The following is a 26,474-nucleotide window of genomic DNA, read 5'->3' as shown; positions in this document are numbered from 1 at the left end:
CTGATGCATGCTTCTGCGGGACTGTGATGTCAGACTCAGCTTCACATCGGGCCCCCGATGAGCGGATTTGTGCTTCTGCGGGCCTCGGTGTCCTGTCAGGTCGGAACAATCCAGGAGCCATGATGAGCGGTCACCGTATAGCGGCCCCGTCTGTTCGTAGGGTTTCTCGTCGGAGTCTGCTGCGCGGTTCGGCCGCACTCGGTGCCGTCCTGGCCGGCGGCGCGGGGCTTGCCTCCTGCGGACGTCAGCCGGAGAAGTCTGCAGGGGGGCCAACCGGCGCACCACGGCGGGGAGGCCACCTACGGGTGGGAATGGTGGGTGCGGGCAAGAACGAGTCGTTCAACCCGGCCCAGGCCGCATCGGCACTGATCAACGTGGCGATGTGCTGCGCCGTCTTCGACTCTCTGCTCAACATCACCCCGAGCGGCCGGCTCAAGCCCATGCTCGCCACGTCATGGTCGGCCGACGCGGCATCGAGGACATGGACCTTCCGGCTCAGAAAGAGCGTGCGCTGGCACGACGGCACCGAGTTCACCGCGGACGACGTCCTCTACTCCCTGCGCTGGATGGCCGAACCAGGCAACGGCATGAACGTCAACGTGGCTGCGGTGGACCTCGACCGGGTGAAGAAGACCGACCCGTACACCATCACGATTCCGTTGAAGCAGGCCGACCCGCTCTTCCCGTACAGCCTCGTCAGGGCCTGGATCATCAAGGACAGGACGACCGACTTCACCAGGCCGGTCGGCACCGGGCCCTTCGTCTTCGGCTCGCTGGCCCAGGGCGAGCAGTCCACCTGCCGACGCAACCCCGCCTATTGGGACACCGGGAAGCCCTACGTCGACCAGCTGACGTTCCGCTCGCTCGGGGACGACACCGCCCGACTCAGCGCCCTGCTGGCCGGGGAGATCGACATCATGGCGCAGGTCCCCGCAGCGCAGGCGAAGACGCAGCTGCAGGGAGACGTGAGACTGATACGCAGTGTCGGCGCCGGCGCGCAGTGCTTCTACATGGCTGTCGATCAACATCCGTTCGACGACGTCAGAGTGCGCCAGGCGATGCGACTGCTCGTCGACCGCCAGGAGCTGGTCGACGTCGCCCTCCTCGGCTTCGGCACGGTCGCGAACGACCTGTTCGGCAAGGGCATGCCCTACTACGACGCCGCCCTGCCGCAGCGCACCCGCAACGTCCGCGAAGCGAAAAAACTGCTCGCCGCGGCGGGCCACTCGGCGGGTCTGACTCTGAAGCTGGAGACCTCCCCGGTCGCCCCCGGCATGGTGGAGGCCGCGACGCTCTTCAAGCAGCAGGCCAAGGACGCGGGCGTCACGATCGACATCACCAAGGTCGACCCGACATCGTACTTCGACCCGACCCGCAAGTACTTGAAGATGCCGTTCGCGCAGTCTGTCTGGCAGGGGCTCTACACCTTGGGCGATTTCTACAGCACGTCCCTCGTCACCGGCGCTATCGGGGACGAGACCCATTGGGCGAACAAGCACACCGACGCCCTCGTGGCGGCCGCCATCGCCACCTCCGACCCCGCTGCCGCGCAAGCGGCCTGGGCAAAGGTCCAGGCCGAGCAGTACGACAAGGGCGGCTACATCTGGTGGGGCAACGTCGACAATATCGACGCCGCGTCGAACAAGGTCGGCGGCTTTGTCCCCAACCCGTACAGCAACCTCGGTCTCCCGACCGGGCTCACCGAAGCCTTCCTGGCCTCATGACCGCTGCAGCGACGGATATCGAGACCGCTCCGGCGAAGAACGCGCATCCGCTGGTCCGCCTCGCAGCACGTCGCGTACTCGAAGGCGTCGTCACGGTGTTCGCACTGTCCGTCCTCGTCTTCATCGCCACCGCGGTACTTCCCGGCGACGCGGCCAGCTCGATGCTCGGAAAACAGGCCACCGGTCCGGCGCTCAAGGAACTGCGCCACGACATGGGACTGGACCGTCCCCTCATCGAACAGTACGGACAGTGGCTGTACGGCCTGCTCCACGGCGACCTGGGAAACACGGCCGCCGGCTATGCGGCGGGCGGGCGTGTCAGCGTCTGGAGCCAGATCAGCGGCAAGCTCGGCAACTCGCTGATCCTCGCCGGCGCGGCCTTCGTGCCGATCGTCGTGCTGTCGGTGCTCGTCGGTGTGTTCACCGCGCTGAAGGCCGGACGCTGGCAGGACCAGCTGCTCACCACGGTGACGGTGGTGCCCGCCGCGCTGCCGGAGTTCGTCCTCGGGACGGGCTTGCTCGCGGTGCTGTTCACCTGGCTGGACATCCTGCCGCCGGTGTCCCTCGTCCCGCCGGGCACAAGCCCCCTCTCCACCGCCACCATTCTCGTGCTGCCGATACTCACCCTGGTCGGAGTCACGGTCGGCCCGGCGGCCCGCATGATCAGAGCCGGCATGCTGGAGGCGCTGGAAGCCGACACCGTGAACATGGCCCGTCTGAACGGACTGAGTGAAGGCCGGGTGGTACGGCGTTACGCGCTGCGCAATGCCCTGGCCCCGAGCATCCAGGTTTTCGCCCTGATCGCCCAGTACCTTGTCGGCGGCCTGCTCATCGTCGAGAACCTGTTCGGATATCCGGGGATCGGCAAGGAACTCGTGGACGCCGTGACCATTCACGACAACCTCGAAGTCCAGTCCGTGACGATGCTGCTCGCCACGTTCTACGTGGCAGTGACCATCGTGGCAGACCTCCTCGTCATGATCGTCGTACCGAAGCTCAGGACGGGAGCCCCGCGATGAACACCCTCCTCACACGTGCCCGCCGGTGGATACCCGCATCCCCCTCCGGCAAAGCCGGGCTCGTCATCCTCGCCGTGGCCGTCGCGGTCGCCCTGTTCGGCCCGCTGGCCGCTCCGTACCGACCGGACCTCACCGTCGGCGTCCCCTACACACCACCCAGCCAGGCCCACTGGCTGGGGCTGGACTTCCTCGGCCGGGACGTCATGTCCAGAGTCCTGCACGGGGGCCTGACCGTCGTGTCCTACGCCGGCATCGCCACCCTCGTCGCCTACGCGGTCGGACTCCTGGTCGGCTTGTTCGCCGGCTACACCCGGACCTGGCTCGAAACCGTGCTGATGCGATCCACCGACGTCCTCCTCGCCTTCCCCGCGCTGGTCTTCCTGATCCTGCTGGCCACCGCCTTCGGACCGGGCATCACGGGCATCGTCGTCGCCACCGCGATCATCCAGCTGCCACCGATCATCCGCATCGTGCGCTCGGCAACCCTGGAGCAATCCGTCCGCGGCTACGTCGAAGCAGCCGTCGCCCGCGGCGAGAGCACCTTCTCGGTGCTGCGCCGGGAGATCCTGCCGAACATCGCGCGGCCCCTCTCCGCTGATGTCGGCCTGCGGTTCAGCTGGTCGGTACTGCTCATCGCCAGCGTCAACTTCCTCGGTCTGGGACTGCAACCACCTGCCGCCGACTGGGGCCTGATGGTCTCGGAGAACCGAGGCGGCATCGCAACCAACCCGGCCGTGATGCTCGCTCCCGCGGCCATGCTGGGGGCTCTCACACTGGGGATCAATCTGCTCGGTGACGCGCTGGCAGGAGGCAAGGAGTGACCACCACCCACGAAACCGTCCTCGACGTCCAGAACCTCCGGATCGTCCTCGACTCCGGAACCGCGATCGTCGACGGAGTCGACCTGCACCTTCGCCGCGGCGAGATCCTCGGCATCGTCGGCGAGTCCGGCAGCGGCAAGACCACGACCGCACTGGCCCTGCTCGGCTTCGCCCAGCGCGGGGCCCGCATCACCGAGGGCACGGTGACCATCGCCGGGCAGGACCTGCTCGCCCTGGAAGCGTCCGCCCTCCGGGACGCGCGCGGCAGAGTCGTCTCCTACGTACCGCAGAACGCCGCCCAGGCACTCAACCCCTCACTGCGGATCGAGGGCTCACTCACCGACGTGCTGCGCCGCCGCCGGGGCGAGAAGCACGCGGACGTGCTGTCCTTGCTGTCGGCCGTGGATCTGCCGACGACACCGGAGTTCGCCAGACGTCTGCCGCACCAACTGTCCGGCGGCCAGCAGCAGCGGGTCACCATCGCCATGTCGCTGGCCTGTGAACCCCCCGTCATCGTGATGGACGAACCCACCACCGGACTCGACGTCGTCACCCAGCGCAGTGTGCTCACCGAGATCGCCCGAATGCGCGCCGACGAGGGTACCTCCCTGGTGTACGTCTCACACGACCTCGCCGTCGTCTCCCAGATCGCCGACCGGATCGCGGTGATGTACGCCGGCCGCATCGTCGAGCAGGGACCCACCTCCGAACTGCTGACACGCCCCAAGCACCCCTATACCCGCGGGCTGTTGCAGTCGATCCCCGACCACCGGCGCCGGGTACGCCTGGCCCCGATGCCGGGCACCGCGCCCGGACTCGAGGACCGTCCCGGCGGATGCCCGTTCGCTCCGCGGTGTGAGCAGAAGACCGACGACTGCACCGCGGCCCTGCCGCTGCTCGAACCCGTCACCGAGCAGCACGACGTGCGGTGCACGCACTGGCGCCGAACCGAACCGCCGTTGGTCCGCGCCACCGTCGAGCGTCGGCCGGCCGACTCGGCACCCATGGTGTCCGTCCGCAATCTCCGGGCCACGCACCGCGGACGGCACGGGACGGTCGTCGCCGCCGAGGACATCTCCTTCGACCTCGGGCGGGCCGAGTGCCTCGCGCTGGTCGGCGAGTCGGGCAGTGGGAAGACCACCATCGCGCGCTCGATCGTGGGCCTGCACCGATCCGACCGGGGCAGCATCCTGCTCCACGGCCAGGAGTTGCCGCCGCGGATCCGCGACCGCACCCTCGACCAGCGGCGCGCAATCCAGTACGTGTTCCAGAACCCGTTCCAGTCGCTCAACCCGCAACGGCGCATCGGGGAGGATCTGGCCCGCCCCGGGCAGGTGCTGCGCGGTCTCTCCCTCACCGAGGCCAAGGCCGAAGTCGGCAGCCTCCTGGAACGAGTGCGACTGCCACAGCGCGTCGCCGAGAGGTATCCGGCGCAACTGTCCGGGGGAGAGCGGCAGCGAGTCGCGATCGCCCGCGCCCTCGCGGCCCGGCCGGACATCCTGGTGTGCGACGAGGTCACCTCCGCCCTGGACGTCTCGGTGCAGGCCGCCGTACTCGAGGTCCTGGCGGAGCTCCGCGACGACTTCGGCGTCTCGATGCTGTTCATCACGCACGACCTCGGCGTCGTGTCCGTGGTGGCGGACCGGGTCATCGTTCTCGAACAAGGTCGCATCTGCGAGGACGGACCGACCGAGCAACTGCTGCGCACACCGGAACACCCCTACACCAGACGACTGGTAGACGCGGCGCCCACCCTGTCGGACCTGGCCCCGGAGTCCCGGTCGTGACCGCATCCCCCGACGAGATCAGCTGTTACATCGCGGCGCGGGAAGCCGATTTCACCTCCCGCACCCCCGATCTGCCCTTCACCCGGGGCGAGTACGGCGACCGCCTCGCCCGCCTGCGCAAGAAGATGGAGGTGCCCGATGCCGCATGACATATTCCGCCAGGCCCCGGTGACGGGCCCCGACGGCTACGCACTGCACACCGTCACCTCCGGCGACGGCAACCGTGTGCTGATCGGCCTGCACGGCGGCCCGGGCGGGTCCGGCGGGGACTACCTCAGACCGCTGCACCGGCTGGCGTCCTCCGCCCGCACGGTGGTGACCTTCGACCAACTCGGCACCGGCCGGTCCGAAACACCGCCCGCCGACCACGCCTGGACCCTCGACACGGCGGTCGCGGACGTCGACGCGGTCCGCCGTGCCTCCGGCGCCGAGCGGATCGACCTGCTCGGCCACTCCTACGGCGGCATGCTCGCGCTCCAGTACACCCTGGACCACCCGGACCGGGTCGGCCGCCTCGTCCTGTCCAACACGGCCTCCAGCAGCGCACGGATCACCCTGGAAGCCATCGCGCAGCTCTCCACCATCATGCCGCCCGCGAAGGCATGCGCCGCAGTCACCGCGGACGCGCTCGGAGAGCACGACTGCCCGGACTACCTCGACGCGGTCGCGAAGTGGCTCGGCCGCTACGGGACGGCGGACAAGGAGGCGCTGGCCGACCTGACAGCCGAATCCCTCGATCTCGGCCCCGCCGGCCGCGGACTGTGGGGCGACCGGATGTGGTTCGCCAACGGGGCCGTGCGCGGCTGGGACGTCGAACCGCGACTCGGCGAGATCACGGCACCGACACTGATCGTCCACGGCGGCAGCGACATGTCCTCGCCTGAAACCAACCGGGCCATCGCCCGGGGCATCCGCCACGCCGAGTGGCTCACCATGAACAACAACAGCCACGACATGTTCGGAGCAGGGAACGTGGCCACCTACCTGACGATCATCAACGGATTCCTGAACGGATGGGAGCAGTGATGACAACCGCAGCAGAAGGCGTCTCCTACAGCCGGACCGTGCGCGACCACATCGAGCGGGGCGTCGGCATACCGCGGGAGCTCTACCTCTCGCAGGAGCTCTTCGCCAAGGAGATGACCGGGATCTTCGGACACAGCTGGCTGTACGCCGGCCACGAGTCCGAGCTGGCCCGGCCCGGACAGTACATGACCGTCGAGTGCGGCACCGAAAGCGTGATCGTGGCCCGGGGACGGGACGGCGGGCTGACGGCCTTCTCGAACGTGTGCAGGCACCGTGGCGCGCGCCTGGTCGACCCCGGATGCGGAACCAGCGCACGGTTCGTCTGTCCCTACCACCAGTGGACGTACCGCCTCGACGGAACGCTGCAGGGCGCGCCCCGGATGCCGGACTCGTTCGACCCCGCACGCCATCCCCTGCCGACCGCACATGTCGAGGTGTGGCACGGCCTCGTCTTCGTCCATCTCGGCGAGGCCGCCCCGGAGCCCGTCGCGGATCTGCTCGGCACGGGCGAGGAGCTGATGGCCGCCTTCGGTATCGCCGGCACCAAGGTCGCGCACACGATCACCTACCAGGTCGAGGCGAACTGGAAGATCGTCTGGGAGAACGCCCAGGAGTGCTACCACTGCAATGCCAACCATCCCGAGCTGATCAAGACGTTCGACGTCGCGGGGCTGGACGGTGTCGGCCGGATCGAGACGAAGGCAACGCCCAGTGGTGACCCGCGGGTGGTGCACGGACGTTTCCCCCTGCGCCCAGGAGCCGTGTCGCTCACCCTCGACGGCCAGTACGCGTCCTGCAAACCGCTCGGCGCGTTCGACGCGGGACTGGCACCCTACACCGCGTCGATCCACATCAAGCCGACCTTCGGGCTGGTCGGCTGCCCCGACTACGCCGTCGTGCTCTGCGAGCGCCCCGTCGCCGTCGACCGCACGGAGGTCCGGATGAGCTGGCTCGTTCGCGACGACGCCACCGAGGGCACCGACTACGACCTCGACACGCTCGTCAAGGTGTGGAACGAGACCAACCTGCAGGACTGGGCGCTGTGCGAACGCGTGCAACTCGGCGTCCGCTCACAGTCCTACGTGCCCGGCCCGCTCTCCGCCGACGAAACCGCCGTCGTGGACTTCTACCGCGCATACGCGGATCTCCTCGAGGCCCAAGATCTCTGAACCGGACAGGACAACAAAACATGAAGTCTGATTTTGTGGATGCTGACGTCGTAATCGTGGGAGCCGGCGTCCTCGGCACCTCACTCGCCTATCACCTGCTGCAACGCCGGGGCGGAAGCGTCGTCGTGCTCGACGCCGGGGCCCCCGCGTCGGCGACCAGCGGCGCCGGCGGCGGATTCGTCGGACTCTGGGGAGCCGGCTACGCCGACTTCTTCACCGGTGACGACGTCAGGATGGAGCAGTACGGCATCGACTTCTACCGGCGGCTGTCCGACGACGGCGCCGACATCGACTGCAAGAACAACGGAAACCTCTTCCTCGCCACAAACCACACAGGGTGGTCCAAGTGGGTCGAGCCGGTCCTGCGCCACCCGCTCGCGCCGGAGGGAACCCGCGACCTCGAACCACGCGAGGTCGCCACACTCACCGGTGACGTCATCCCCGCCGGCAGCGTATCCGGCGGAGTGCTCCACCCCGGCGGCATCCAGATCAGCGCCGGCCGCGCCACCCGCGCGCTGGCCGCACGCGTCCGCGACCTGGGCGGGGAGATCCGCGAGAGGACCAAGGTCACCGCTCTGCTCACCTCGGACGGCGCTGTGACCGGTGTGCAGACCGCCTCCGGTCCCGTACGCGCGCGCACCGTCGTGCTCGCCTGCGGCGCCTGGTCGTCCGAGCTGCTCAGCCCGTTCGCATACCGCCCACCGCTGCTGCGCGTCGTCGCGACCCGGGTGATCTCCCGACCCTCCGGCGTCCCGGACACGATGCCCACCGTGATGGTCCCCGACCTCAACGGCCTGTGGCTCCGCTCCCACCGCGGCGGACTCACGTGGGGCAACGGCGACGGCTACGAGGCATCGTACGACCTGGACGACACGGTCGGCGCGACGAGCCAACCACGCTTTCCCGAGCTGGTCGACCGCCTCACCACGGTATTCGCCCCGAAGTTGCGCAAGCTCGTGCCGGCCCACGACATCTCCGTCGACTGGTGGGTCCAGGGCATCCCGTGCATGACCCCGGACCGACGCTTCCTCGCCGGACCGGTCCCGGAAGTCGACGGCCTCTACTTCCTCGGCGGCGACAACGAGGCCGGAGTCACCCATGGCCCCGGCCTGGGAGCGATGATGGCCGACATGATCCACAGCGGCGGATCGAATGGGATCGACCCGTCCCCCTACCGCCTGGACCGATTCAGCAGCGGGCAGTTCACGACCGAACGCGAGGTCGCCGCCGCGATGCCGGAGCGCCGATGAACATGGGACCGACCACCTCGCACGCGGACGTCACCGCATATGTCGAAGAGTTCTTCGCCCGGATGCGCGGTGCCGGGGACTTCGTCATCACCACCGCCACCGATCTCGACCTCGCACCCGACGGAGGGCGGATCGCTTTCACCGCGGTCGTCGACATCGCCGGCGAGCCGGACCCGGTGCGGCACATAGCGGTCATCGACACAGCCACGTCAGAACTCGTACATCTGGGACCGGGACACGCACCGCGCTGGGACCCGAGCGGGGGTCGGCTGGCCTGGCTGACCGACAGCCACATCACCGTCCGTGAGCTCGACTCCACGTCCCAGCCCAGCTCCTTCCCGACCGAGGGCCTCCCCGAGTACCTTCTCTGGCGCCCCGACGGGGCCGCCCTGCTGGCAGGCGTCGCCGAGTACGGGGCGGCTCGCTCGGACGTCGACGGGTCAGGTTTCATACGGGCCGACGCGGCCGAGCGGCAGTCCGGCGTGCCCGTGATCGAGGCCGGCCGGGCCCAACCGCGTTCGGGCGGGCGCGGCCTGTGGCTGCTGGATCCCGCGTCCGGAGAGAGCACCAGAGTGTCGCCGCCCGAGGTCACCGTCTGGCAGGCCGTTTGGGCGGGTGAGTCGTCGATCCTGTGCGTGACCTCCGACGACCCTTCCGAATCCGACTGGTACGGTGCCGAGCTGGCCCTACTCGACCCGGCCGGCCGCACACTTCGTCCGCTGCTCTCCGGCGACGACCAGACCGCGCTCCCCGCCGCGAATCCCTCGGGCACCCGTCTGTCCGCGGTGATCGGAGCGATGAGCGACCGCGGTCTGTACACCGGCGACCTGGTCCTGATCGACCCCCACGACGCGACACACACCACGGTTGCCACCGGCGGTGTCGATGTCACCAGCCAGCACTGGGAGAGTGACACCACGATCGTGTTCGCCGGCCAGCGCGGGCTGGACACCGTGATCGGGCGGCACCACGCGGACACACGCGCGACCGAGGTACTTGCTGTCCTGACGGCAAGCTGCGGGGCGACAACACCGCAGATCACCGTCGGCTCGGGCGTCATCGCCTGCATGACGAGCGGGTACGGCAGCCCTCCCGCACTGACCCTCCTGGAACCCGGTACGGCTCCCCGCGAACTCCTGAGCTTCACCCACGACGGCACCGATCATCTCGCGGCTGTGGGCGGCACGATCGAGCGCATCGCATGGCAGGCTCCCGACGGCGTCACCATCGAGGGCCTGCTCGTCAGTCCTCCCGGGCCCGGCCCGCACCCCCTCGTCATCAACATCCACGGCGGCCCCGTCTGGGCCTGGCGGGACGAATGGTCCATGCACTACGCCCACACACCGCTGCTCGCGAGCCGCGGCTACGCCGTCCTCCACCCGAACATGCGCGGAAGCAACGGCCGGGGCCAGAAGTTCATCAAGGACGGACTGCTCGACATGGGCGGAGCCGACACCGACGACTTCGTCTCCGGGATCGACGCGCTCGCGGCGAGCGGCCGGGTGGATCCGGCACGCGTCGCGGTCACCGGCAACAGCTACGGGGGGTTCATGGCGGCGTGGCTCGTCGCCACGACGGACCGCTTCGCCGCCGCGATCGCCCGCTCGCCCATCACGGACTGGGTCAGCCAGCACTACACCTCCAACCTCCCCGGCCTGAGCCGGATCTGCCTCTCCGGCCATCCCCTCGACCCCCAGTCGAGCTACCGCACCCGCAGCCCGCTCTACCTGGCCGATCGCGTACGGACCCCAATCCTGCTCATGGCGGGGGCCCACGACCTCGCAACCCCTCCGGAACAGGCATCCATGTTCCACCACGCCCTGGCCGAGCACGGCGCCGACAGCACCCTGGTGATCTACCGGAACGAGGGACACGGCGTCCGGGGGAGCGCGGCAGTCGTCGACCAGTGCGCCCGCATGATCGACTTCCTCGACAAACACCTCGCGGCCGATGGAGAACTGTGATGCGGAAGCGGCGGCCTTCTTTCGTTGCGTTATCTGACGAGGTTCGAAACGATGGGCGTGGGAGTGCGAGGCAACGAGGTGGCGCGGTGGTCGGTGGCGGCATTCAGGCGGTTGTGGACGCGTTGGCGGCGCGTCTGGGCCGCTCCGTGGCCGTCGACGACCCCGCCATCCGCCTGATTGCCGCGAGTCGCCATTTCGGCGACGAGGATGCTATGCGGGTGCGTTCGGTGCTGGATCGCCAGGTCCCCGCCGAACTGCAGCGGCGGGTGCTCGCCGACGGTATCGCGGAGTGGACCGGCCCGGGGATCCTGAACGGCGACGCACGGTACGACTTCGCCCCGAGGCTGTGCTGCCCCATCCGCTGCAACGGGATGCTGCTCGGCTTCCTGTGGCTGATCGAGTCGGTCGGCACCGTCGAGGACGTCGCCCCCGATCTGATCGCTCTGGTGGAGGAGGCCGCGGACACCATCGCGGTCATCCTCTACCGCCAGATGCTGCTGCACGAGCGGGAGCGCTCGCAGGCCGCATCCTCGCTGCGCCTGCTGCTCTCCCCGGACCAGGAGGACCGGGCCCGCGCGGTCATCGAGATCGAGGAGGACTCGCTGCTCGCCAGCACCGCCCACACCGCCGTCCTCGTCGCCGAGATCGACAGGAATTCCGACGACGGCGCAACGGTCATGCTGGAGGCCGCGGCCGAGTACGTCGAACGCAGGCTCGCGCCGAGATCGATGCTCGGGTTCGTCCGCGGACGACGTCTGGTCATACTCGTCAGCGGCGCGCGGCCACTGCACGACAAGGCGGCGCGCGAACTCGCCTCGCAACTGCACGACCGCTTCGTCCAACTGGCCGGCTCGGCCGGCTACCGCTGCGCCGTCGGTATCGGTGGCAACGCGCAGGGGCTCGAAGGCGCGGCCGACTCCTACCGGCAGGCGACCACCGCGATGCGCGCCGCACTGCTCCTGCCCATGTTCGGGAACGTGACGTCCTGGGCCTCGCTGGGCCCGTTCGCGCTGCTGCTCAGGGTCGACTTCGACCAGCTGGCCGAGGACCTGCCGTTCCCCGGTGTGCGTGATCTGCTCGGCGAGCCGGAGCATCAGACTCTCGTCTTGAGTCTGGAGGAGTTCCTCGACCGCGCGGGCGACGCCACTGGGACGGCCGCTGCCCTGCACATCCACCGGACGACGCTCTACCACCGGCTCAAGCGCGTCGAGGCCATCACCGGACTGGACCTCGACAACGGCCTGGACCGGCTGACGCTGCATCTGGCGTTGAAACTGAGCCGGCTCAACCCCGGCCGCCCTTCCTGAATCCGGCGGCGGATCGTCTCCGGCAGCCAGCCATGACCGGCCGGAAGTCGAGTGCCCGGTGCCGCATCAGACACGTTCGTCATGTGTAGAACAAGGTCGGCGAATCGCGCGACATTGCGAGCTATTTCGCCGAGTTCGCCGTCGTTAGCATGGTAATCGAACCGGCCTGGACGGGTTCTTTGAACCCGCTTCCTCGAATGCCCAGCTGTTCGGCTGAGGCCCAGCCGCTACCCGAGCCCGGAGGCAGGAAATGCATGGTTCCGCGATCGTCATCGGCGCAGGTGTGATGGGGTCCTCGATCGCCCTGGAGCTGGCGAGATCCGGGTGTCGTACCTGGGTTGTCGACAAGGCCCGTGCAGTCGGACACGGTTCGACGAGCGCCTCCAGCGCGATAATGCGGTTCAACTTCTCCACCTGGTCGGGTGTCGCCACGGCCTGGGAGTCCAAGTTCCACTGGGAGAACTGGGCGGAGCACCTCGGCGCCGGCAGCCAGAACCTCGCCGAGTACGTCCGCTGCGGTCTGGTCTTCCTCGATGCCGATGTCGCTCCGCGCTCCCTGTACCTGCCGCTGTTCGACGACATCGGCGTCCCCTACGAAGAGTGGGATGCCGACCGGCTCGCCAACGAGGTCTCAGGCGTCGACACCGGACGGTACTGGCCGCCCAAGCGTCTCGACGACCCACGCTTCTGGGACGACGCCGCCGACCGGCTCGGGGCCGTCCTCACGCCGGACGCCGGCTTTGTGCCCGACCCGCAGCTGGCCGCCGCGAACCTCGCGGAGGCCGCCGCACGGCACGGTGCAACCTTCGTGCTGGGCAAGGCGGTCGTGGAGATCATACGCCGCGATGGCCGAGCGGCAGGTGTGGTCCTCGACGACGGGACGCGCATCGACGCCGATATCGTGGTCAACGCTGCCGGGCCGTGGTCGAGCCGGGTGAACCAGCTGGCAGGCGCCGGCGGAGACTTCGCGGTGTCGCTGCGGCCGCTGCGTCAGGAAGTCCACCACCTCCCGCCCGCTGCCGCGGGCGGAGCCCGCGCACCGAAGGCGATGGCCGCCGACATCGACCTCGGAACCTATATGCGTCCCGAGGTCGGGGGAGGCTTCCTCGTCGGAGGAACGGAGCCGGAGTGCGATCCGCTCCAATGGGCCGACGACCCCGACGCCGTTGACCTCCATGTGACAGGCGACCTGTTCAACGCTCAAGTCACCCGGGCCGCACGCCGGTTCTCGCAACTGGCCGTGCCCAACCGCCCAAGGGGCATCGTCGGCATCTACGACGTGTCCGACGACTGGATCCCGATCTACGACAAGACCGACGTCCCCGGCTTCTATGTCGCCATCGGCACCAGCGGAAACCAGTTCAAGAACGCCCCGCTCGTAGGCCAGTTCATGGCCTCGATCATCGAGTACTGCGAACTCGGCGGCGACCACGACGCCAAGCCGGTGACATTCACCGGGACGTACTCCGGGCACCGGATCGACCTCGGCGCCTTCTCCCGCCTCCGCCGATCCGCCGAGCGCACGACCGGAACCGTCATGGGATGACAGAGCCTGCGTCAGCGAGGCCCCCGTTGACCACCGACTGGGGTACCACTAAAAAACCGTCATATCTGGCCTTGCCCCCGGATCCTGGACACGGTTTATGCGGCTGGTGTCAGCGTAGTTGATGTCGTTCTGGACGCTGTCTCGTAGGCGATCGGGGTGCGGTGTCCGAGGCGGGAGTGCCGGCGTCGGGTGTTGTAGCGGTGGAGCCATCGGAAGGCGTCGAGTCGGGCCTGGCGCTCGTTGGGCCGGCTCTTTCGGCCCTGGAGTGTCTCGCGTTTGAATGTCGCGTTGAAGGATTCGGCGAGTGCGTTGTCCGCGCTGGAGCCGATCGCGCTCATGGACTGGCGGACGCTGGCTCTGCGGCAGGCGCCGGCGAAGTCCCGGCTGGTGTACTGCTTGGACTCAACCGGTCGTTGCAACACCGGCTTCCTGGAGTGATAGGTGCTCGTTGAGGGCTTCAGCGGGGGTCTTCCAGCCGAGCGTCTTGCGGGGCCTGTCGTTGAGGGTGAGGGCGACGACCTGGAGTTCCTCGACGCCCCAACGAGACAGATCCGTGCCCTTGGGAAAATACTGCCGCAGCAGACCGTTCGTGTTCTCGTTCGTACCCCGCTGCCAAGGACTGTGCGGGTCCGCGAAATACACCTGGAGCCCGGCATCGAGCCGGAGTTGAGCGCGCTGAGCCAGTTCCGTGCCCCGTCCCACGTCAGCGACCTGCGCAGCTGCTCGGGCAGGGTGGTGACGGTGGCGGTGATCGCGTCCTTGACGGCCGTGGCGCCACGGCCTGCGAGAGCGGGCCCGTTCTTGGTGCGTGGTTCGGTTCCGAAGCCCTCCATCCGGGGCAGGTGCAGCAGCATCGTGAACCGTGTACTGCGCTCGACCAGCGTGCCGATCGCGGACCGGCCCGTCCCGATGATCAGATCGCCCTCCCAGTGGCCCGGGACTGCTCGGGCCTCCGCCTCGGCAGGTCGTTCCCTGATCAGCACGTCGGCGGTGACGTGGCCGCGGACGTGCTGCCGCGTCCGCTCCCGTGGGACGCGCAGCGAGCGCCCGGTGCGCAGGCAGGCCACCAGCTCGCGCTTGAGCGCCCCGCGGCCTTGCACGTCGAGGGCCTGGTAGATCGCCTCCGGCGAGATGCGCATGGACTCATCCTCGGGGAAGTCCACCCTGAGCCGCTGCGATATCTGCTCCGGACTCCGCGCAGAGGCCCAGCGGCGATCCTGCCGGCGGGGCTTGTTCCGACCTTTCCACGGCGGCACCTGCGGCCCCTCGGTGACCTGGCCGTCCACGGCGTGGACGGCCCCAGCCAGCCGGTCCTGGACGTACTCGCGCAGGCGGTCGTTGGCAACGAGCTTCGCCTGCTTGGGTCTGCGGGCACGCCGCTCCGCGTGCCACTGAGCCACCGAGGCCCGGTACTCCAGGTCGTACGTGCGAGTGGACGCGTTGCGCCGTAGTTCCCGCGAGACCGTCGAGGCCGAACGGCCCAGGCGTCGTCCGATCTCGCACACGCCGACGTCCTGGGCTCTCAGCAGGGCGATCTTCTCCCGCTCCGCAAACGACAGGTTTGCCGGGACCGTCACCGCAGCGGCTGGACGCCCGGGACCTGCGTTGTGGAGTGCCAGGTGGTGAACTCGGACAGAGCCACGTTGCCGCCGCACACGACAAGGCCGAGCCGGCAGTCGCCTCCGATCCGCGAGACGACATCGCGCGCGGCCGGAATGAGACAGCCGGCCGCGGGCTCGGCCCAGATGTTTCCGTGCTCGGCCAGGTCGAACGCTCCCCTGATGGCCTCGTCGCCGGTGGTGACCAGGACGTCCTCGACGAGCGATGTCACATGGTCGTAGGCGAGTTGCGAGACGGTCGGCGCGTTCAGTGTGGAAACAGCCGACGAGGGTTCGAACGTCACTGGGTGACCCGCGCTGAGTGCCCGGGTCATCGCATCGCCCCCGCCTACCTCGACACCCCAGATCCGGACCTGGGGAAGCAGTCCGCGAACCGCGGTCGCCACCCCCGAGATCAGCCCTCCTCCGCCGATACTCACCAGGACATCGGTCAGCCGGGTTGCGTCGTGGGCGAGTTCGAGACCCACCGTTCCCTGTCCGGCGAGGACGACGGGGTCGTCGAACGGATGGACAAGGGTCATCCCGCTGTCGTTGAGCCGGGTCACGAGGGCGAAGGCCGCGCCGGTGTCCGCTGTCACCCGCACGGTCGCACCGGCGCCCTCAGCGAGGGCGATCGCACGTGCGGGCGCGGATCGCGGCATCACCACCGTTGCGTCGATCCCGAGGTCGCGCGCCGTCATCGCGAGGGCGATCCCGTGGTTGCCCCCGCTCACGGTGACGACGCCACGATCCCGCTCCGCGGCGGTGAGCGACAGGAGCTTGGCGGTCACCCCGCGTGCCTTGAAGGAGCCGGTGCGCTGGAGGGATTCCAGCTTCACCACGGTGGGGGCGCCGAGCAGCGCGGAAAGTCCCGGGCTGGCGACGGTCGGTGTCCTGACCACATGCTCCCGGATCCGCTCCGCCACGCGTATGACGTCCGCCAGCGCGATCACGCGGCACCCGCGTTCGCCTGGGCGCCGGTGTACGCGGTGGCCTGCAATTCGAAGACGATCCCTGCCGGGACGAGGGTGAGGGCCAGTGTCGTACGGGCCGGGGCCCGCTCCGGCCACTTCGCACGGAACGCGGCGTCCCACCCGGGATGGTCGGCTCGATCGGCGAGGAACGCCTCGACCCGGATGACCGACCGGGCGGTCAGCCCCTGGGCGGCGAGGACATCGTCGAGGAAGGCCAGGACGTCGTCGACCTGTTCGGCGAACCGGCGCGGCTCCCCGCCCAGTGCGCGTGGTGAGACGAGGCCCGCGGTGAACAGTAGGCCGCCGGCCGTGACAGAGGCCGCGATGTGATGGCCGAGGCGGTCGTCGGTCCGGTGCCCGACGGCTGTCGTGACGCTGGTGTTCATGGCAGTTACGTTCCTTCTCAGTTGCGGGCAGGGCCGGCGAGGCCGGGGTCCATGCCGTTGGATTCCAGGATCGACGTGATCTTCCCGTCGGTGAGCAGCTGCTGGAGGTCGGCGTTGAGCGCTTCGGTCAGGGAGGCGTTCCCCTTCACGATCGCCAGTACGACGTTGCTGTCCGCTTCGGAGGCCCGGACCTCGGGCGTCGGCTGCATCTGGGTCACCTTGAGCGTCGGGTTCTGCTGTGCGCGGTGGCCGGCCTCGGCGTCCGTGAGCACGGCGACGTCGAGCCGCCCGTTCTGGAGGTCGGTGATCAGACCGTCGGACGCCTGATAGAGCTTGACGTTCGAGCCGAGTGCCTGCTGAAGTTCCTCGTTCCACAGGTAGCCCTGGATGACCCCGATGCTCTTGCCCTCAAGGCCATCGGCGGGATCACCACGATGATGGCCTGGGGGAGAATCACCCGCGCATAGCTTGCCGCGCGGGGGAACGCGAGAGCCCGCGCCGCGTCCCACTGCCCGGCCGGTACCGCGTTGAGGCCCGCGCGATAGATCTCGGCCAGGTGCGCCGCGGCGACCAGGCCCAGGCCGATCGACGCGGCCTGGTACGTGCTCAGGGTCACCGTGCCGCTGCCGATGCCGTAGTAGATGATGAACAGCCACACCAGGGGCGGTACGGCCCGCAGCACTTCGATGACCGCCACCGCCGGCCAGGTGAGGACCTTGACGCCGGAGCGCCGCAGGATCGCCAGGGGCAGTCCGAGCACCGCACCGATGGCGAACGCGGACGCGGTGATGGTGACGGTCTGCGCGATGCCCTGGGCGAGGGTGCTCAGGATGCCGCTCATGTCAGCGGTCCCGTACGGCGGCGAGGAACCGTTGGGTCCGCTCGTGCTGCGGATCGCCCATCAGCAGGGCGGCCGGGCCCTGCTCGATCACCCGGCCGTCGGCCATGAACACGATGCGGTCGGCCACATCGGCGGCGAAGCTCATCTCGTGCGTCACGATGATCATCGTCATGCCCTCGGACGCGAGGCGGCGCATGGTGTGCAGTACTTCGGCACCCAGTTCCGGGTCCAGCGCCGAGGTCGGCTCGTCGAACAGCATCACCTTCGGGTCCATCGCGAGCGCGCGGGCGATGGCGATGCGTTGCTGCTGGCCGCCCGAACATTTCGCCGGTTTGACGTCGCAGTGACCGGCGAGTCCCACGTGTGCCAGTTCCCGGATGCCGCGCTCGCGGGCCTGGCTCCTGCTCACGCCGAGGGTGTGGACCTGGGCGAGCATCACGTTCTCCAGTGCCGTCAGATGCGGGAACAGGTTGAAGGACTGGAACACCATGCCCACATCACGCCGCAGGGCGTCCAGGGCCCGGCGACCGCCCTTGTCGGGCCGGACCTCGGTGCCGTCGAGGAGGACGCGCCCGCTGCTCGGCGGCTCCAGGAAGTTGACGCTGCGCAGGAGGCTGCTCTTGCCCGCGCCGCTGGGTCCGATCAGGGCGACGACCTCGCCCTGCCCGACCGACAGCGAGACATCCTGCACCACTTCGCGGCCCCGGTAGGAGACAGAGATGCCCTCAAGCCGTAGCAACGGCGGGCGGGCGGCCGAGCCGGCGGGTGAGGCTGCTGTCCCCGCTTGCTCTTGGTGAGGACGTGCCATCGTGGCTCCTTCGGTGGTGCCCCGGGTCAGCCCTGAAGCCGGAAAGTGGGTTCTCTGTCCGGATCGGTGAGCGCGGGACGGTCCGCTCGAAAGCCGTCGATCGGGTACTTGGAGCGGCCGTCAACGGCGAGTTCAGCGAGGATCTCGCCCAGGAGGCTCGCGAACTTCGCGGCGTGTCCGGCGCCTATGCCCACCGTGATCCGGGGGTGTCCCGGCAGTTTGTCCAGGATGAAGTCACGGTCGGCCGGCAGGTCGTAGACGCAGGTCTTGCTGACGAGTTCCGGCCCGAGAGCCCGGGGAAGGTGGGTTCGCAGAAAGTCCGCGAGCAGCTCGGTCTCCTCGGGGAGTGGTTCGTGAGTGCGCGAGTCGACGGTGACCCAGCGCCCGGACAGGTCGCGTGCCACCTTGACCGCCACCTCGCCGTACACCGGGAAGCCGTAGAAAAGGCGCTCCCCGTGCCAGATCCAGATGGGGAACCGGTCGGGCGCGAATTCACGGAGGTTCGGCGTCGCGAAGTAGCCGACCTGTTCCTGGCTGAGGGTGATTTGCCAGTCGACGCCGAGCGAGGGAAGCAGCTCACCCGCCCAGGAAGCCACGCACAGCACGACCGACTCGGTGGTGAACGTCCCCGCCGTGGTCTCGACCCGGACATGGGTGTCGGTCTCGTCGATGCCCGTCACCCTGGTCTGGGGGAGGAACTCCACACCGCGCCCGCGGGCGAGCGCGATGTGTGCCGCGCACGCCTTGCGGATGTCGAGGATGCCACCGTCTTCCTGGTACATTCCGACGACATCGTCGTCGATGCGCCACTGCGGCCACCGGGAGCGGATGGCCGCGGCGTCCAGGTCCTCCCACCCGATGCCCTCAGCCAGGGTGTCCCGGTAGTTCGCCAGCTCCGCCTCGCCTTCCGTGCCGATCCGCGCGAGATCCAGGCCACCGGTCCGGTAATACAGCTGGACCCCGGATTCCTCCTCGACCTCCTCCCAGGCCGAGAACATCGCGGGCGTCAGCGCGCTGTAGTGACGTGCGTGATAGGAGTGCCGAATGATGCGGGAGTGGTCTTCCGAGGCACCTTGGGTGTGGCCCAGCTCAAACTGTTCGATCACCAGAACATCGGTGGCGCCGGCCTTGGCGAGCCGGTACGCGGCGGCCGTCCCGAGGGCACCTGCGCCGATCACGATGTGCGAATAGGACTTCTTCATGTCGCGGCTCCCGGTGGTGAGATGCCACGATTATTCGAGGTACATGGTCTGTGGCCCTATGGACAGGTGTAGGGCATCGGCGGTCACGCACGCTGCATCTGTCGATTTCCGGGTTCCTCCAGCAGGGCCGGTGAGCCGGGCGAGCTTGATGCCGAGGTGCAGTGCGAGCCGGTCATGGCGAGGCCCCCGCCGGGATCGAATTCTCTCTGGCCGCCGCGCAGCGGCTTGAAGGCGACCTCCTGTACAGCGGGCCGGACGGGCTGTCCGTGCTCGGGATGCTCTACCTCAAAGCGGCGATGGCTGCGGCCGTGGCATCGGAGAACGACCGGGACCCTGGACGGTTCACCGGCTCAAGCGCGTCGAGGCCATCACCGGACTGGACCTCGACAACGGCCTGGACCGGCTGACGCTGCATCTGGCGTTGAAACTGAGCCGGCTCAACCCCGGCCGCCCTTCCTGAATCCGGCGGCGGATCGTCTCCGGCAGGTCGCCAAGACCGGCCGGAAGTCGAGTGCCCGGTGCCGCATCAGACACGTCCGTCCTGGAGTGAAGCGTTCCGGCCGCCTCACCGCGCGCCGGTGCCGGTGCCGGTGCCGCGCGGGCCCGTCAGTCCGACGGTTCCAGTGAGGCGCAGCGGCGGTCGAACGCGCCTTGGGCCCGGGGTAGGTCGCCCGAGGTGATGAGGTCCGGCAGCAGGCCCGGACCGGGCAGGTGAGGAGGTGCGCCTCGTCGGCCGCCTGCTTGTCGTCCAGGCCCTCGCGCAGGACCTGTTCGTGCAGGATCGTGGTCCAGTCGGCGAGTGAGGCGATGAACTCCTGGTAGGGCTCGGGCTGTTGTGCGGCGAGGCCGATTGCGCAGAAGAAGTTCCGGATCCGGGCGTCGGATTCCGGTGAGGTGGACGGTTCCCACAGTCTGCGCAGCAGTTGCGCGCGGCCGATGTCCGGCGCGTCGGCGGAGTGCACGCGCTGTTCCTTCGCCCGCAGTTGCCGGAGGACTTCGGCGAGAGCCGTTCGCGGGAGCCGAAGTGGTGGAGGAGCATCTGGTGGCTGGTCCCGATCGCCTCGGCGAGGCTCCGGAGTGACAGATCCTCCATGCCGCGCTCCCCGACATGGGGGACGACCCTGGTGAGCAGCTCGGTTCGGGAGTCTTGACGGCTCGTGTACCGATGGTACACGCTGCGCTTTGTACCAATGGAACATGAAAGGAGGCCCCTCTTGTCCGATTCCCGGATCTTCGTGCACAGCGCGGATCTCTCCCCGGACGGACGGCGGGTGGCCTGGGCCGCGCAGTGGGCCGAGGGAACGGCCGACCGGGTGGAACTGCGGCTGGGCACCGTCGGCGAGCCCGGTTTCCGTGCGGTGAAGCACGGTTCACGCGACACCGATCCCGCCTGGTCGCCCGACGGGCGGCGGATCGCGTTCGTGTCCGACCGCTCCGGAACACCCCGGCTCCATCTGCTGGACCCGGAGTCCGGCGAGGTGGTCCAGGTCGCCGAGACGCCCGTCGTCCAGGGGCCGGTGTGGAGCCCGGACGGCCGACGGCTCGCCTGGACCGCCCCGCCCCCGCGTCCCGCCCGTGACCCGGCCGCGCCCTACCGCGTCACCCGCGCCATCCCCTGGGCGGACGGGATCGGGCTTCTCGACGACGCCCTGACCGACATCTGGTCGGCCGACGTGGAGACCGGGGAGGTGCGCCGGCTCACCGATGACGAGTACCTGAACCGGGACCCGGTGTGGGGACCCGGCGGTATCACCTATGTGGCGAGCTTCCCGCCCGGCTCACCGGCTCCCTCCGACCAGGTGCGCACGGTGACCGAGGACGGCCAGGTCACCGACCGCGGCCCCGTGGTGCCGGATGTGGCCGTGGCCCGGCCGCTGGCGGACGGCCGCGTCGTCCACGGCTCCGCCGGAATGCTGCACCCGGCGTCGACCGGCGATCTGCGGATCACCGGCCCCGAGGGGACCCGCTCGCTGACCAAGGGTCTGGGGCTCGACCTGCACGGAGGGTTCCACTCCGACCTGCCGAGCATGCTCGGCGAGACGCCCGTCGTCCTCGCGGACGCGACCCACGCCGTGGCGCGGGTGCACAACGGCGGCACCCTGGAGATCCACCGGTTCGCCCTCGACGGCCCTCCCCGGTCCCACCCCCTGGTCACCGGGCCCCGTACGGCCCATCCGATCGCGCTGCGCGCCGGACGCCTGCTCCACACCAGCGCGACCGCCGCCACCCGGCCGGATCTGTACGTGACGGACGTCGCCACCGGAGAGGAGGCACGTGTCACCTTCCTCGCCGGCGATCCTGAGCACGAGGTGGAGCACCTCGCCGTCCGCTCCGCCGACGGGACCGCGATCGAGGGCTGGTTCCTCCGCCCCACCGGGGCGAGCGCGCCGTACCCCACGGTGCTGATGATCCACGGCGGCCCGAAGCTGGCCTTCGGCGAGGTGTTCAACGCCGACGCCCACCGCCTCGCGGACCACGGCTACGGCGTGCTGATGATCAACCCGCGCGGCTCCCGGGGATACGGTCCCGAGTTCTCCGCCGCCACCATGAGCGCCTGGGGCGAGAGCGACTTCCCCGACTTCATGGCCGCGGTGGACCACGCCGTCGGCGAGGGCCTCGCAGACCCCGACCGGCTCGGCGTCTGCGGCCTGTCCTACGGCGGCTACATGACCTGCTGGATCACCTCCCACACCGACCGCTTCCGGGCCGCCGTCGCGGAGAACCCGGCCGTCAATCTGCACAGCCTGTACGGGACATCGGACTTCGGTGTGCCCCTGGTCTCCATGATCACGGACAACTCCCCGCAGCGCATGGCCGAGTGCTCGCCCCTGACCCACGCCCACCGCAGCACCACACCCACCCTGCTCGTCGTCTCCGAGCACGACCACCGCTGCCCGCCCGAACAGGCCCGCCAGTACTACACCGCCCTCACCACGGCCGGCTGCCCGGTCGAGATGCTGATACTCCCCGGCGTCGGCCACGACGGGTCGATCTTCGGACCGCCCGCCATCCGCGAGGCCCAGGACGATGCCCTCGCGGAATGGATGGACCGCCACCTCAAGGAGCGCTCGTGCTGACACTCGCCGGAGCCACCCTCATCGACGGAACCGGGCGCGACCCCGTCGACAAGGCGAGCGTCGTCGTCGACGGGCCCCTGATCCAGGACCGCGCGCCGTCCGGACGGACGCTGGACCTCACCGGGCTGACCCTGCTGCCGGGGCTCATCGACGCCCATGTGCATCTCTTCGGCGCGGGGCACTCCCTGGCCGACGTCGGCGCGGGCTCCGTCTCGGCCGCCGAGGTCGCCGCCGGCATGTTCCACGCCGCCGGTCAGGCGCTGCAGTCGGGCTTCACCACCCTGCGCGACTGCGGCGGCACCGACGGAGGGCTGGTACGCGCCATCGCCTCGGGCCGGATCCCCGGACCGCGGCTGCTGGTCGCCGGGCCGATCCTGGCCCAGACCGGCGGCCACGGCCACCTCGGCCCGGAGTTCGACGGCGGCGAACCCTGGGCCGTACCGGGCCTCGGACAGCTCGCACTGGCCTGCGACGGCCCCGACGAGGTCACCCGGGCGGCCAGGACCGCCTTCCAGCGCGGCGCGGACTTCCTCAAGATGTGCGTCACCGGAGGCGTCATCTCCCACTCCGACGCCCTCACCGACACCCAGTTCACCGACGACGAGATCCGCGCGGCCGTCCGGGAGGCGCAGGCCCGCGGCACCTATGTCACCGTGCACGCCCACAACGCCGAGGGCGTGCGGATGGCGGTCCTCGCCGGGGCACGCTGCGTCGAGCACGGGAGCCACCTCGACGAGGAGACCATAGCCCTGATGGCCCGTCACGGCACCGCGCTCGTGCCGACGCTGACCGTGGCCCGGCTGCTGGCCGAGGACGCCGCGAGCGTGGGAGTGGGCGCGGACATCGCGGCCCGGGCCGACGGGCTCGGGGCCGCCATGGCCCACTCCCTGCGCATGGCCGCGGCTGCCGGCGTACCGATCGGCTCCGGCTCCGACCTGCTCGGCACCGCACCCCGGTGCCACGGGCGGGAGCTGGTGCTCAAGGCCGAGCTGACGGACCCCATGGCGGCCATCGTCTCCGCCACCTCCGTCAACGCCCGGATCCTCGGCCTGGACGACCGCCTCGGCACCGTCCGGCCGGGCAGAACGGCCGACCTCGTCGCCGTCGACGGCGATCCGCTCACCGACCCCGGCCTCTTCGCCGACCCCTCGCGCGTGGTGCTGGTCGTCAAGGACGGCCGGATCGTCAAGGACACGCAGGGCCTCTTCACCCCGTGACCGCCGTGGCCCCCGACCTCGACCTCGGCCCCGGCCCCGGCCCCGGCCCCATAGAGAGCCATACCACCATGACACCAACCACCCCAAGCGCTCCGCCCGCCGACGCCGCGCCGCAGAGTCCTGCCGAGTTACGCACTGGTCGGCGACGTCGCCGCCGTCGCGCTCCTCGCACTCCTGATGGGGGCTCAGCCGCTGTCGGCCGGCCCCCTGGTGGGATGGCTCACCGACCGCTCCGGCCGACGCAAGCCCTATGTGGTCGGCTCGACGGTGGTGATGTGCTGGGGAATGGCGGTGCCGCTGATCTGGCCCACCTGGCCCGCGATGATCGTCTTCGTGGTGTTGCTGGCGTAAGGAAAGGCGGTGGCCCTGTTGTACGACCGAGCCCCCCCTGGACGAGGGTCGCCCAGCGCTCCTTCCCCACGCCGGCCCGTCGGCGTTCGCCTGCCCGACGGCAGGTGGGCTTCCTTCCGTGCGGGGTCCGTCGCCGAAGGCCGTACCCCGTCGCCAGGACCGAGGCCATCCGCGCCCGCGTGTTCGGTGCCGCCCGGTCTCGGGCAGGCGGGGAACCGTAGTCAGTCCTTTCCATTCCCCGATGTGGTGCTCCCCGCACCGATCAGAGCCGCCCACGGAGGCAGCGTTGTTCTTTCCTCTCACCATCCGTGACTTCCTCGACCGGGCGACCACGGTCTATCCGGACCGGGTCGCCGTCGTCGACGAGCCCGACCAGCCCGCCGCGTCCTGGGGCTCGATCACCTACGCCGAACTGGGCCGGCGGGCCCGCAGCCAGGCCGCGACCCTCGACGATCTGGGCGTCCCCGTCGGCGCAAGGGTTGCCGTCGTCTCCCAGAACTCGGCCCGGCTGCTCACCTCGTTCTTCGGGGTCTGCGGCTGGGGGCGTGTCCTGGTCCCCGTCAACTTCCGGCTCACAGCCGCCGAGATCCGCTACATCGTGAGCCACTCGGGTGCGGACGTGCTCATGGTCGACCCCGCCCTGCGCGGCCTGCTCGACGAGGTCGACTGCGAGCACACCTTCGTCCTGGGCGAGGACGACGAGAAGATCTGGGCGAGCGAGTCCGAGCCGCGGCCCTGGGCGGCGGACGAGACGGCGACCGCGACCGTCAACTACACCTCCGGCACGACCGCGCGCCCCAAGGGCGTGCGGATGACGCACCGGAATCTGTGGGTCAACGCCAGCGTGTTCGGATGGCAGGCGTCGGTCGACGACCGTGACGTCTATCTGCACACCCTCCCGCTCTTCCACGTCAACGGCTGGGGCCACCCCTTCGCCGTCACCGGCATGGGCGGCAGGCACATCATCATCCGGCAGATCGACGGCGCGGAGATCCTGCGGCGGATCGCCGAGCACGGCGTCACCTATCTCTGCGCCGCCCCCGCCGTCGTCGCCACCATCCTGGGCGCGGCGGAGACCTGGGAGGGCGAGATCCCCGGCCGGGACCGGGTCCGGATCATCGTCGCCGGCGCGCCGCCGCCCACCCGCACCATCGAGCGCGTACGGCGGGATCTGGGCTGGGAGTTCATCCAGATCTACGGTCTCACCGAGACCGCGCCCCTGCTGACGATGAGCCGGATGCGCTCCGAGTGGGACGACCTGGAGCTGTCGGAGCAGGCCCGTCTGCTGGGCCGCGCGGGCGCCCCCGCCCTCGGCGTACGCCTGATGACCGACGACGACGGCGAGGTGCTGGCCCGGTCCAACCACAACCTCGACGGCTACTGGGACAATCCCGAGGCCACCGCCGAGGCACTGGCGGACGACTGGTTCCACACCGGCGACGGCGGGACCGTCCGGGACGGCTATCTGACCATCGCGGACCGCAAGAAGGACGTCATCATCACCGGCGGTGAGAACGTCTCGTCCATCGAGGTCGAGGACGTACTGATGTCGCACCCCGCCGTCCGGGAAGCCGCGGTGATCGGCATCCCCGACGAGAAGTGGGGCGAACTCGTCACCGCGCTGGTCGTCGCCGACGCAGGGGCGTCCGCCGAGGAGCTGATCGCCCACTGCCGCGGACAGCTGGCGGGATACAAGTGCCCGAAGAAGGTGGAGTTCCGCGATGAGCTGGTCCGTACGGCGACCGGCAAGCTCCAGAAGTTCAAGCTCCGCGAGCCGTACTGGCAGGGCCACGACCGCCAGGTCCACTGAGGACCGCACCACGTGAGACGTCCCTCCGCCGTTCTCAGGACGGTGGAGGGACGTTGTGCGGTGGCGGGGGCCGCCCGGCGTCAGGCCGTCTCGGCGGCCAGCGCGCGGACGACCCGGGACGGGCTCGGGCGGCCCAGATGACCGGCCATCCACAGACTCGTACGGACCAGGGCGTCCAGATCGACTCCGGTGCCGACTCCGGTGCCGACTCCGGTGTCGATGCCGAGGCCGTGCAGCTGCCAGACCAGATCCTCGGTCGCGAGGTTGCCCGTGGCGCTCTCGGCGTACGGGCAGCCGCCCAGCCCGCCGTTGCCGGCCGCCCTGTGCACCCAGCGGCCCGTCCGGGCCGAGATCGATCTGCTCGAACAGGTGGCTGCCCGGGTGACCGCAGCTCGCCGCGGGGCCCAGCAGCACTTCCCCTACGGCACCGGCCCGGTCCTGGGAGACCTGATGCCGGCCGGGGGACGGGGCCGGCGGCCTGCTGCACGTCGAACCAGGGACACTAGTGTCCTGAGTCTTTGATTCGGTTCAGATATCCAGTGAGGCGTTCGAAGATCTCGTCAGCGGACTTCGTCCAGACGAAGGGCCTCGGGTTGT

The 26,474-nt window shown here is 69.6% G+C and carries 23 protein-coding genes and 4 pseudogenes; 16 read left to right on the top strand and 11 right to left on the bottom strand.

All coding sequences use genetic code 11. The features are described 5' to 3' along the window. Window positions 1-311: 311 nt before the first annotated feature. The 11 genes from ACWEFL_RS18535 (at window position 312) to ACWEFL_RS18485 (ending at window position 13,613) form a co-directional block, all read left to right on the top strand. Window positions 312-1,724 carry an ABC transporter substrate-binding protein gene (locus ACWEFL_RS18535; protein ID WP_451713813.1) on the top strand — a complete coding sequence of 471 codons (1,413 nt, stop codon included), beginning with the start codon at window positions 312-314 and terminating at the stop codon, window positions 1,722-1,724. Next, window positions 1,721-2,743, top strand: coding sequence for an ABC transporter permease (locus ACWEFL_RS18530; RefSeq protein WP_451713498.1), 1,023 nt, complete (start codon window positions 1,721-1,723; stop codon window positions 2,741-2,743). The genes ACWEFL_RS18535 and ACWEFL_RS18530 overlap by 4 nt, the downstream gene beginning before the upstream one ends. Next, window positions 2,740-3,564 (top strand): ABC transporter permease, encoded by an 825-nt coding sequence (locus tag ACWEFL_RS18525; RefSeq protein ID WP_451713496.1) that lies wholly within the window; start codon window positions 2,740-2,742, stop codon window positions 3,562-3,564. The genes ACWEFL_RS18530 and ACWEFL_RS18525 overlap by 4 nt, the downstream gene beginning before the upstream one ends. Then, window positions 3,561-5,351 carry an ABC transporter ATP-binding protein gene (locus ACWEFL_RS18520; RefSeq protein ID WP_451713494.1) on the top strand — a complete coding sequence of 597 codons (1,791 nt, stop codon included), beginning with the start codon at window positions 3,561-3,563 and terminating at the stop codon, window positions 5,349-5,351. The genes ACWEFL_RS18525 and ACWEFL_RS18520 overlap by 4 nt, the downstream gene beginning before the upstream one ends. Next, on the top strand, window positions 5,348-5,500 hold the full coding sequence (locus ACWEFL_RS18515; RefSeq protein ID WP_451713493.1) for a hypothetical protein: 153 nt from the start codon (window positions 5,348-5,350) through the stop codon (window positions 5,498-5,500). The genes ACWEFL_RS18520 and ACWEFL_RS18515 overlap by 4 nt, the downstream gene beginning before the upstream one ends. Next, window positions 5,490-6,377 (top strand): alpha/beta fold hydrolase, encoded by an 888-nt coding sequence (locus ACWEFL_RS18510; protein ID WP_451713492.1) that lies wholly within the window; start codon window positions 5,490-5,492, stop codon window positions 6,375-6,377. Before ACWEFL_RS18515 ends, ACWEFL_RS18510 begins: the two co-directional genes overlap by 11 nt. Then, window positions 6,377-7,546, top strand: coding sequence for an aromatic ring-hydroxylating oxygenase subunit alpha (locus ACWEFL_RS18505; protein WP_451713489.1), 1,170 nt, complete (start codon window positions 6,377-6,379; stop codon window positions 7,544-7,546). The genes ACWEFL_RS18510 and ACWEFL_RS18505 overlap by 1 nt, the downstream gene beginning before the upstream one ends. A gap of 35 nt (window positions 7,547-7,581) precedes the next feature. Continuing rightward, window positions 7,582-8,796 carry an NAD(P)/FAD-dependent oxidoreductase gene (locus ACWEFL_RS18500; RefSeq protein ID WP_451713487.1) on the top strand — a complete coding sequence of 405 codons (1,215 nt, stop codon included), beginning with the start codon at window positions 7,582-7,584 and terminating at the stop codon, window positions 8,794-8,796. Beyond that, on the top strand, window positions 8,793-10,760 hold the full coding sequence (locus ACWEFL_RS18495) for a prolyl oligopeptidase family serine peptidase (protein ID WP_451713485.1): 1,968 nt from the start codon (window positions 8,793-8,795) through the stop codon (window positions 10,758-10,760). Before ACWEFL_RS18500 ends, ACWEFL_RS18495 begins: the two co-directional genes overlap by 4 nt. Before the next feature lie 227 nt (window positions 10,761-10,987). Continuing rightward, the gene (locus ACWEFL_RS18490) at window positions 10,988-12,067 is read left to right on the top strand and encodes a PucR family transcriptional regulator (protein ID WP_451713483.1); all 1,080 of its coding nucleotides are present in this window, start codon (window positions 10,988-10,990) and stop codon (window positions 12,065-12,067) included. A gap of 250 nt (window positions 12,068-12,317) precedes the next feature. Then, window positions 12,318-13,613, top strand: coding sequence for an NAD(P)/FAD-dependent oxidoreductase (locus ACWEFL_RS18485; protein ID WP_451713480.1), 1,296 nt, complete (start codon window positions 12,318-12,320; stop codon window positions 13,611-13,613). 95 nt (window positions 13,614-13,708) lie between these two features. On the opposite strand, the pseudogene ACWEFL_RS18480 reads toward ACWEFL_RS18485, so the two are convergent. The 8 genes and pseudogenes from ACWEFL_RS18480 to solA form a co-directional block, all read right to left on the bottom strand. After that, window positions 13,709-13,951 (bottom strand): annotated as a pseudogene (locus ACWEFL_RS18480) (integrase core domain-containing protein); the annotation flags it as partial. Window positions 13,952-14,015: 64 nt separating this feature from the next. Continuing rightward, a pseudogene (locus ACWEFL_RS18475) lies at window positions 14,016-15,172 on the bottom strand (IS30 family transposase); the annotation flags it as partial. 14 nt (window positions 15,173-15,186) lie between these two features. Continuing rightward, window positions 15,187-16,164 carry a pyridoxal-phosphate dependent enzyme gene (locus ACWEFL_RS18470; RefSeq protein ID WP_451713478.1) on the bottom strand — a complete coding sequence of 326 codons (978 nt, stop codon included), beginning with the start codon at window positions 16,162-16,164 and terminating at the stop codon, window positions 15,187-15,189. Next, complete coding sequence (locus tag ACWEFL_RS18465; RefSeq protein ID WP_451713475.1) at window positions 16,161-16,571, bottom strand: RidA family protein; 411 nt, start codon at window positions 16,569-16,571, stop codon at window positions 16,161-16,163. Before ACWEFL_RS18465 ends, ACWEFL_RS18470 begins: the two co-directional genes overlap by 4 nt. A 17-nt stretch (window positions 16,572-16,588) precedes the next feature. Further along, on the bottom strand, window positions 16,589-16,843 hold the full coding sequence (locus ACWEFL_RS18460; protein ID WP_451713472.1) for a hypothetical protein: 255 nt from the start codon (window positions 16,841-16,843) through the stop codon (window positions 16,589-16,591). A 35-nt stretch (window positions 16,844-16,878) separates the two neighbouring features. Further along, complete coding sequence (locus tag ACWEFL_RS18455; protein WP_451713469.1) at window positions 16,879-17,412, bottom strand: amino acid ABC transporter permease; 534 nt, start codon at window positions 17,410-17,412, stop codon at window positions 16,879-16,881. A 1-nt stretch (window position 17,413) separates the two neighbouring features. Next, complete coding sequence (locus ACWEFL_RS18450; RefSeq protein WP_451713466.1) at window positions 17,414-18,106, bottom strand: amino acid ABC transporter ATP-binding protein; 693 nt, start codon at window positions 18,104-18,106, stop codon at window positions 17,414-17,416. 140 nt (window positions 18,107-18,246) lie between these two features. Then, entirely contained in the window at window positions 18,247-19,422 is a 1,176-nt protein-coding gene (solA, locus tag ACWEFL_RS18445; protein ID WP_451713463.1) for an N-methyl-L-tryptophan oxidase, read from the bottom strand. A gap of 313 nt (window positions 19,423-19,735) precedes the next feature. Here solA and ACWEFL_RS18440 point away from each other — a divergent pair, with 313 nt between their 5' ends. After that, window positions 19,736-19,882: a helix-turn-helix domain-containing protein gene (locus tag ACWEFL_RS18440; protein WP_451713810.1), complete on the top strand. Its 147-nt coding sequence runs from the start codon at window positions 19,736-19,738 to the stop codon at window positions 19,880-19,882. Here ACWEFL_RS18440 and ACWEFL_RS18435 read toward each other — a convergent pair. Together ACWEFL_RS18435 and ACWEFL_RS18430 are read right to left on the bottom strand one after the other, a co-directional pair. Next, complete coding sequence (locus tag ACWEFL_RS18435; protein WP_451713840.1) at window positions 19,860-20,384, bottom strand: hypothetical protein; 525 nt, start codon at window positions 20,382-20,384, stop codon at window positions 19,860-19,862. The genes ACWEFL_RS18440 and ACWEFL_RS18435 overlap by 23 nt on opposite strands. Window positions 20,385-20,437: 53 nt before the next feature. After that, window positions 20,438-20,515 (bottom strand): annotated as a pseudogene (locus ACWEFL_RS18430) (TetR/AcrR family transcriptional regulator); the annotation flags it as partial. Window positions 20,516-20,636: 121 nt separating this feature from the next. On the opposite strand from ACWEFL_RS18430, the gene ACWEFL_RS18425 reads away from it, so the two are divergent. The 4 genes from ACWEFL_RS18425 (at window position 20,637) to ACWEFL_RS18410 (ending at window position 25,877) form a co-directional block, all read left to right on the top strand. Then, complete coding sequence (locus ACWEFL_RS18425) at window positions 20,637-22,499, top strand: prolyl oligopeptidase family serine peptidase (protein ID WP_451713461.1); 1,863 nt, start codon at window positions 20,637-20,639, stop codon at window positions 22,497-22,499. After that, entirely contained in the window at window positions 22,493-23,716 is a 1,224-nt protein-coding gene (locus ACWEFL_RS18420) for a metal-dependent hydrolase family protein (RefSeq protein WP_451713458.1), read from the top strand. The genes ACWEFL_RS18425 and ACWEFL_RS18420 overlap by 7 nt, the downstream gene beginning before the upstream one ends. Before the next feature lie 177 nt (window positions 23,717-23,893). Next, window positions 23,894-24,067, top strand: a complete 174-nt coding sequence (locus ACWEFL_RS18415; protein WP_451713456.1) for a hypothetical protein — start codon at window positions 23,894-23,896, stop codon at window positions 24,065-24,067. A gap of 286 nt (window positions 24,068-24,353) precedes the next feature. Continuing rightward, complete coding sequence (locus ACWEFL_RS18410) at window positions 24,354-25,877, top strand: AMP-binding protein (protein WP_451713453.1); 1,524 nt, start codon at window positions 24,354-24,356, stop codon at window positions 25,875-25,877. Between the two features lie 80 nt (window positions 25,878-25,957). Here the strand turns inward: ACWEFL_RS18410 and ACWEFL_RS18405 are convergent. Next, window positions 25,958-26,194, bottom strand: a pseudogene (locus ACWEFL_RS18405) (hypothetical protein); the annotation flags it as partial. Between the last annotated feature and the right edge of the window lie 280 nt (window positions 26,195-26,474).

It is taken from the genome of Streptomyces sp. NPDC004838 (assembly GCF_053600955.1).
Note: the sequence above shows the minus strand (reverse complement) of the source record. Positions and strands in the feature narration are given on the sequence as shown.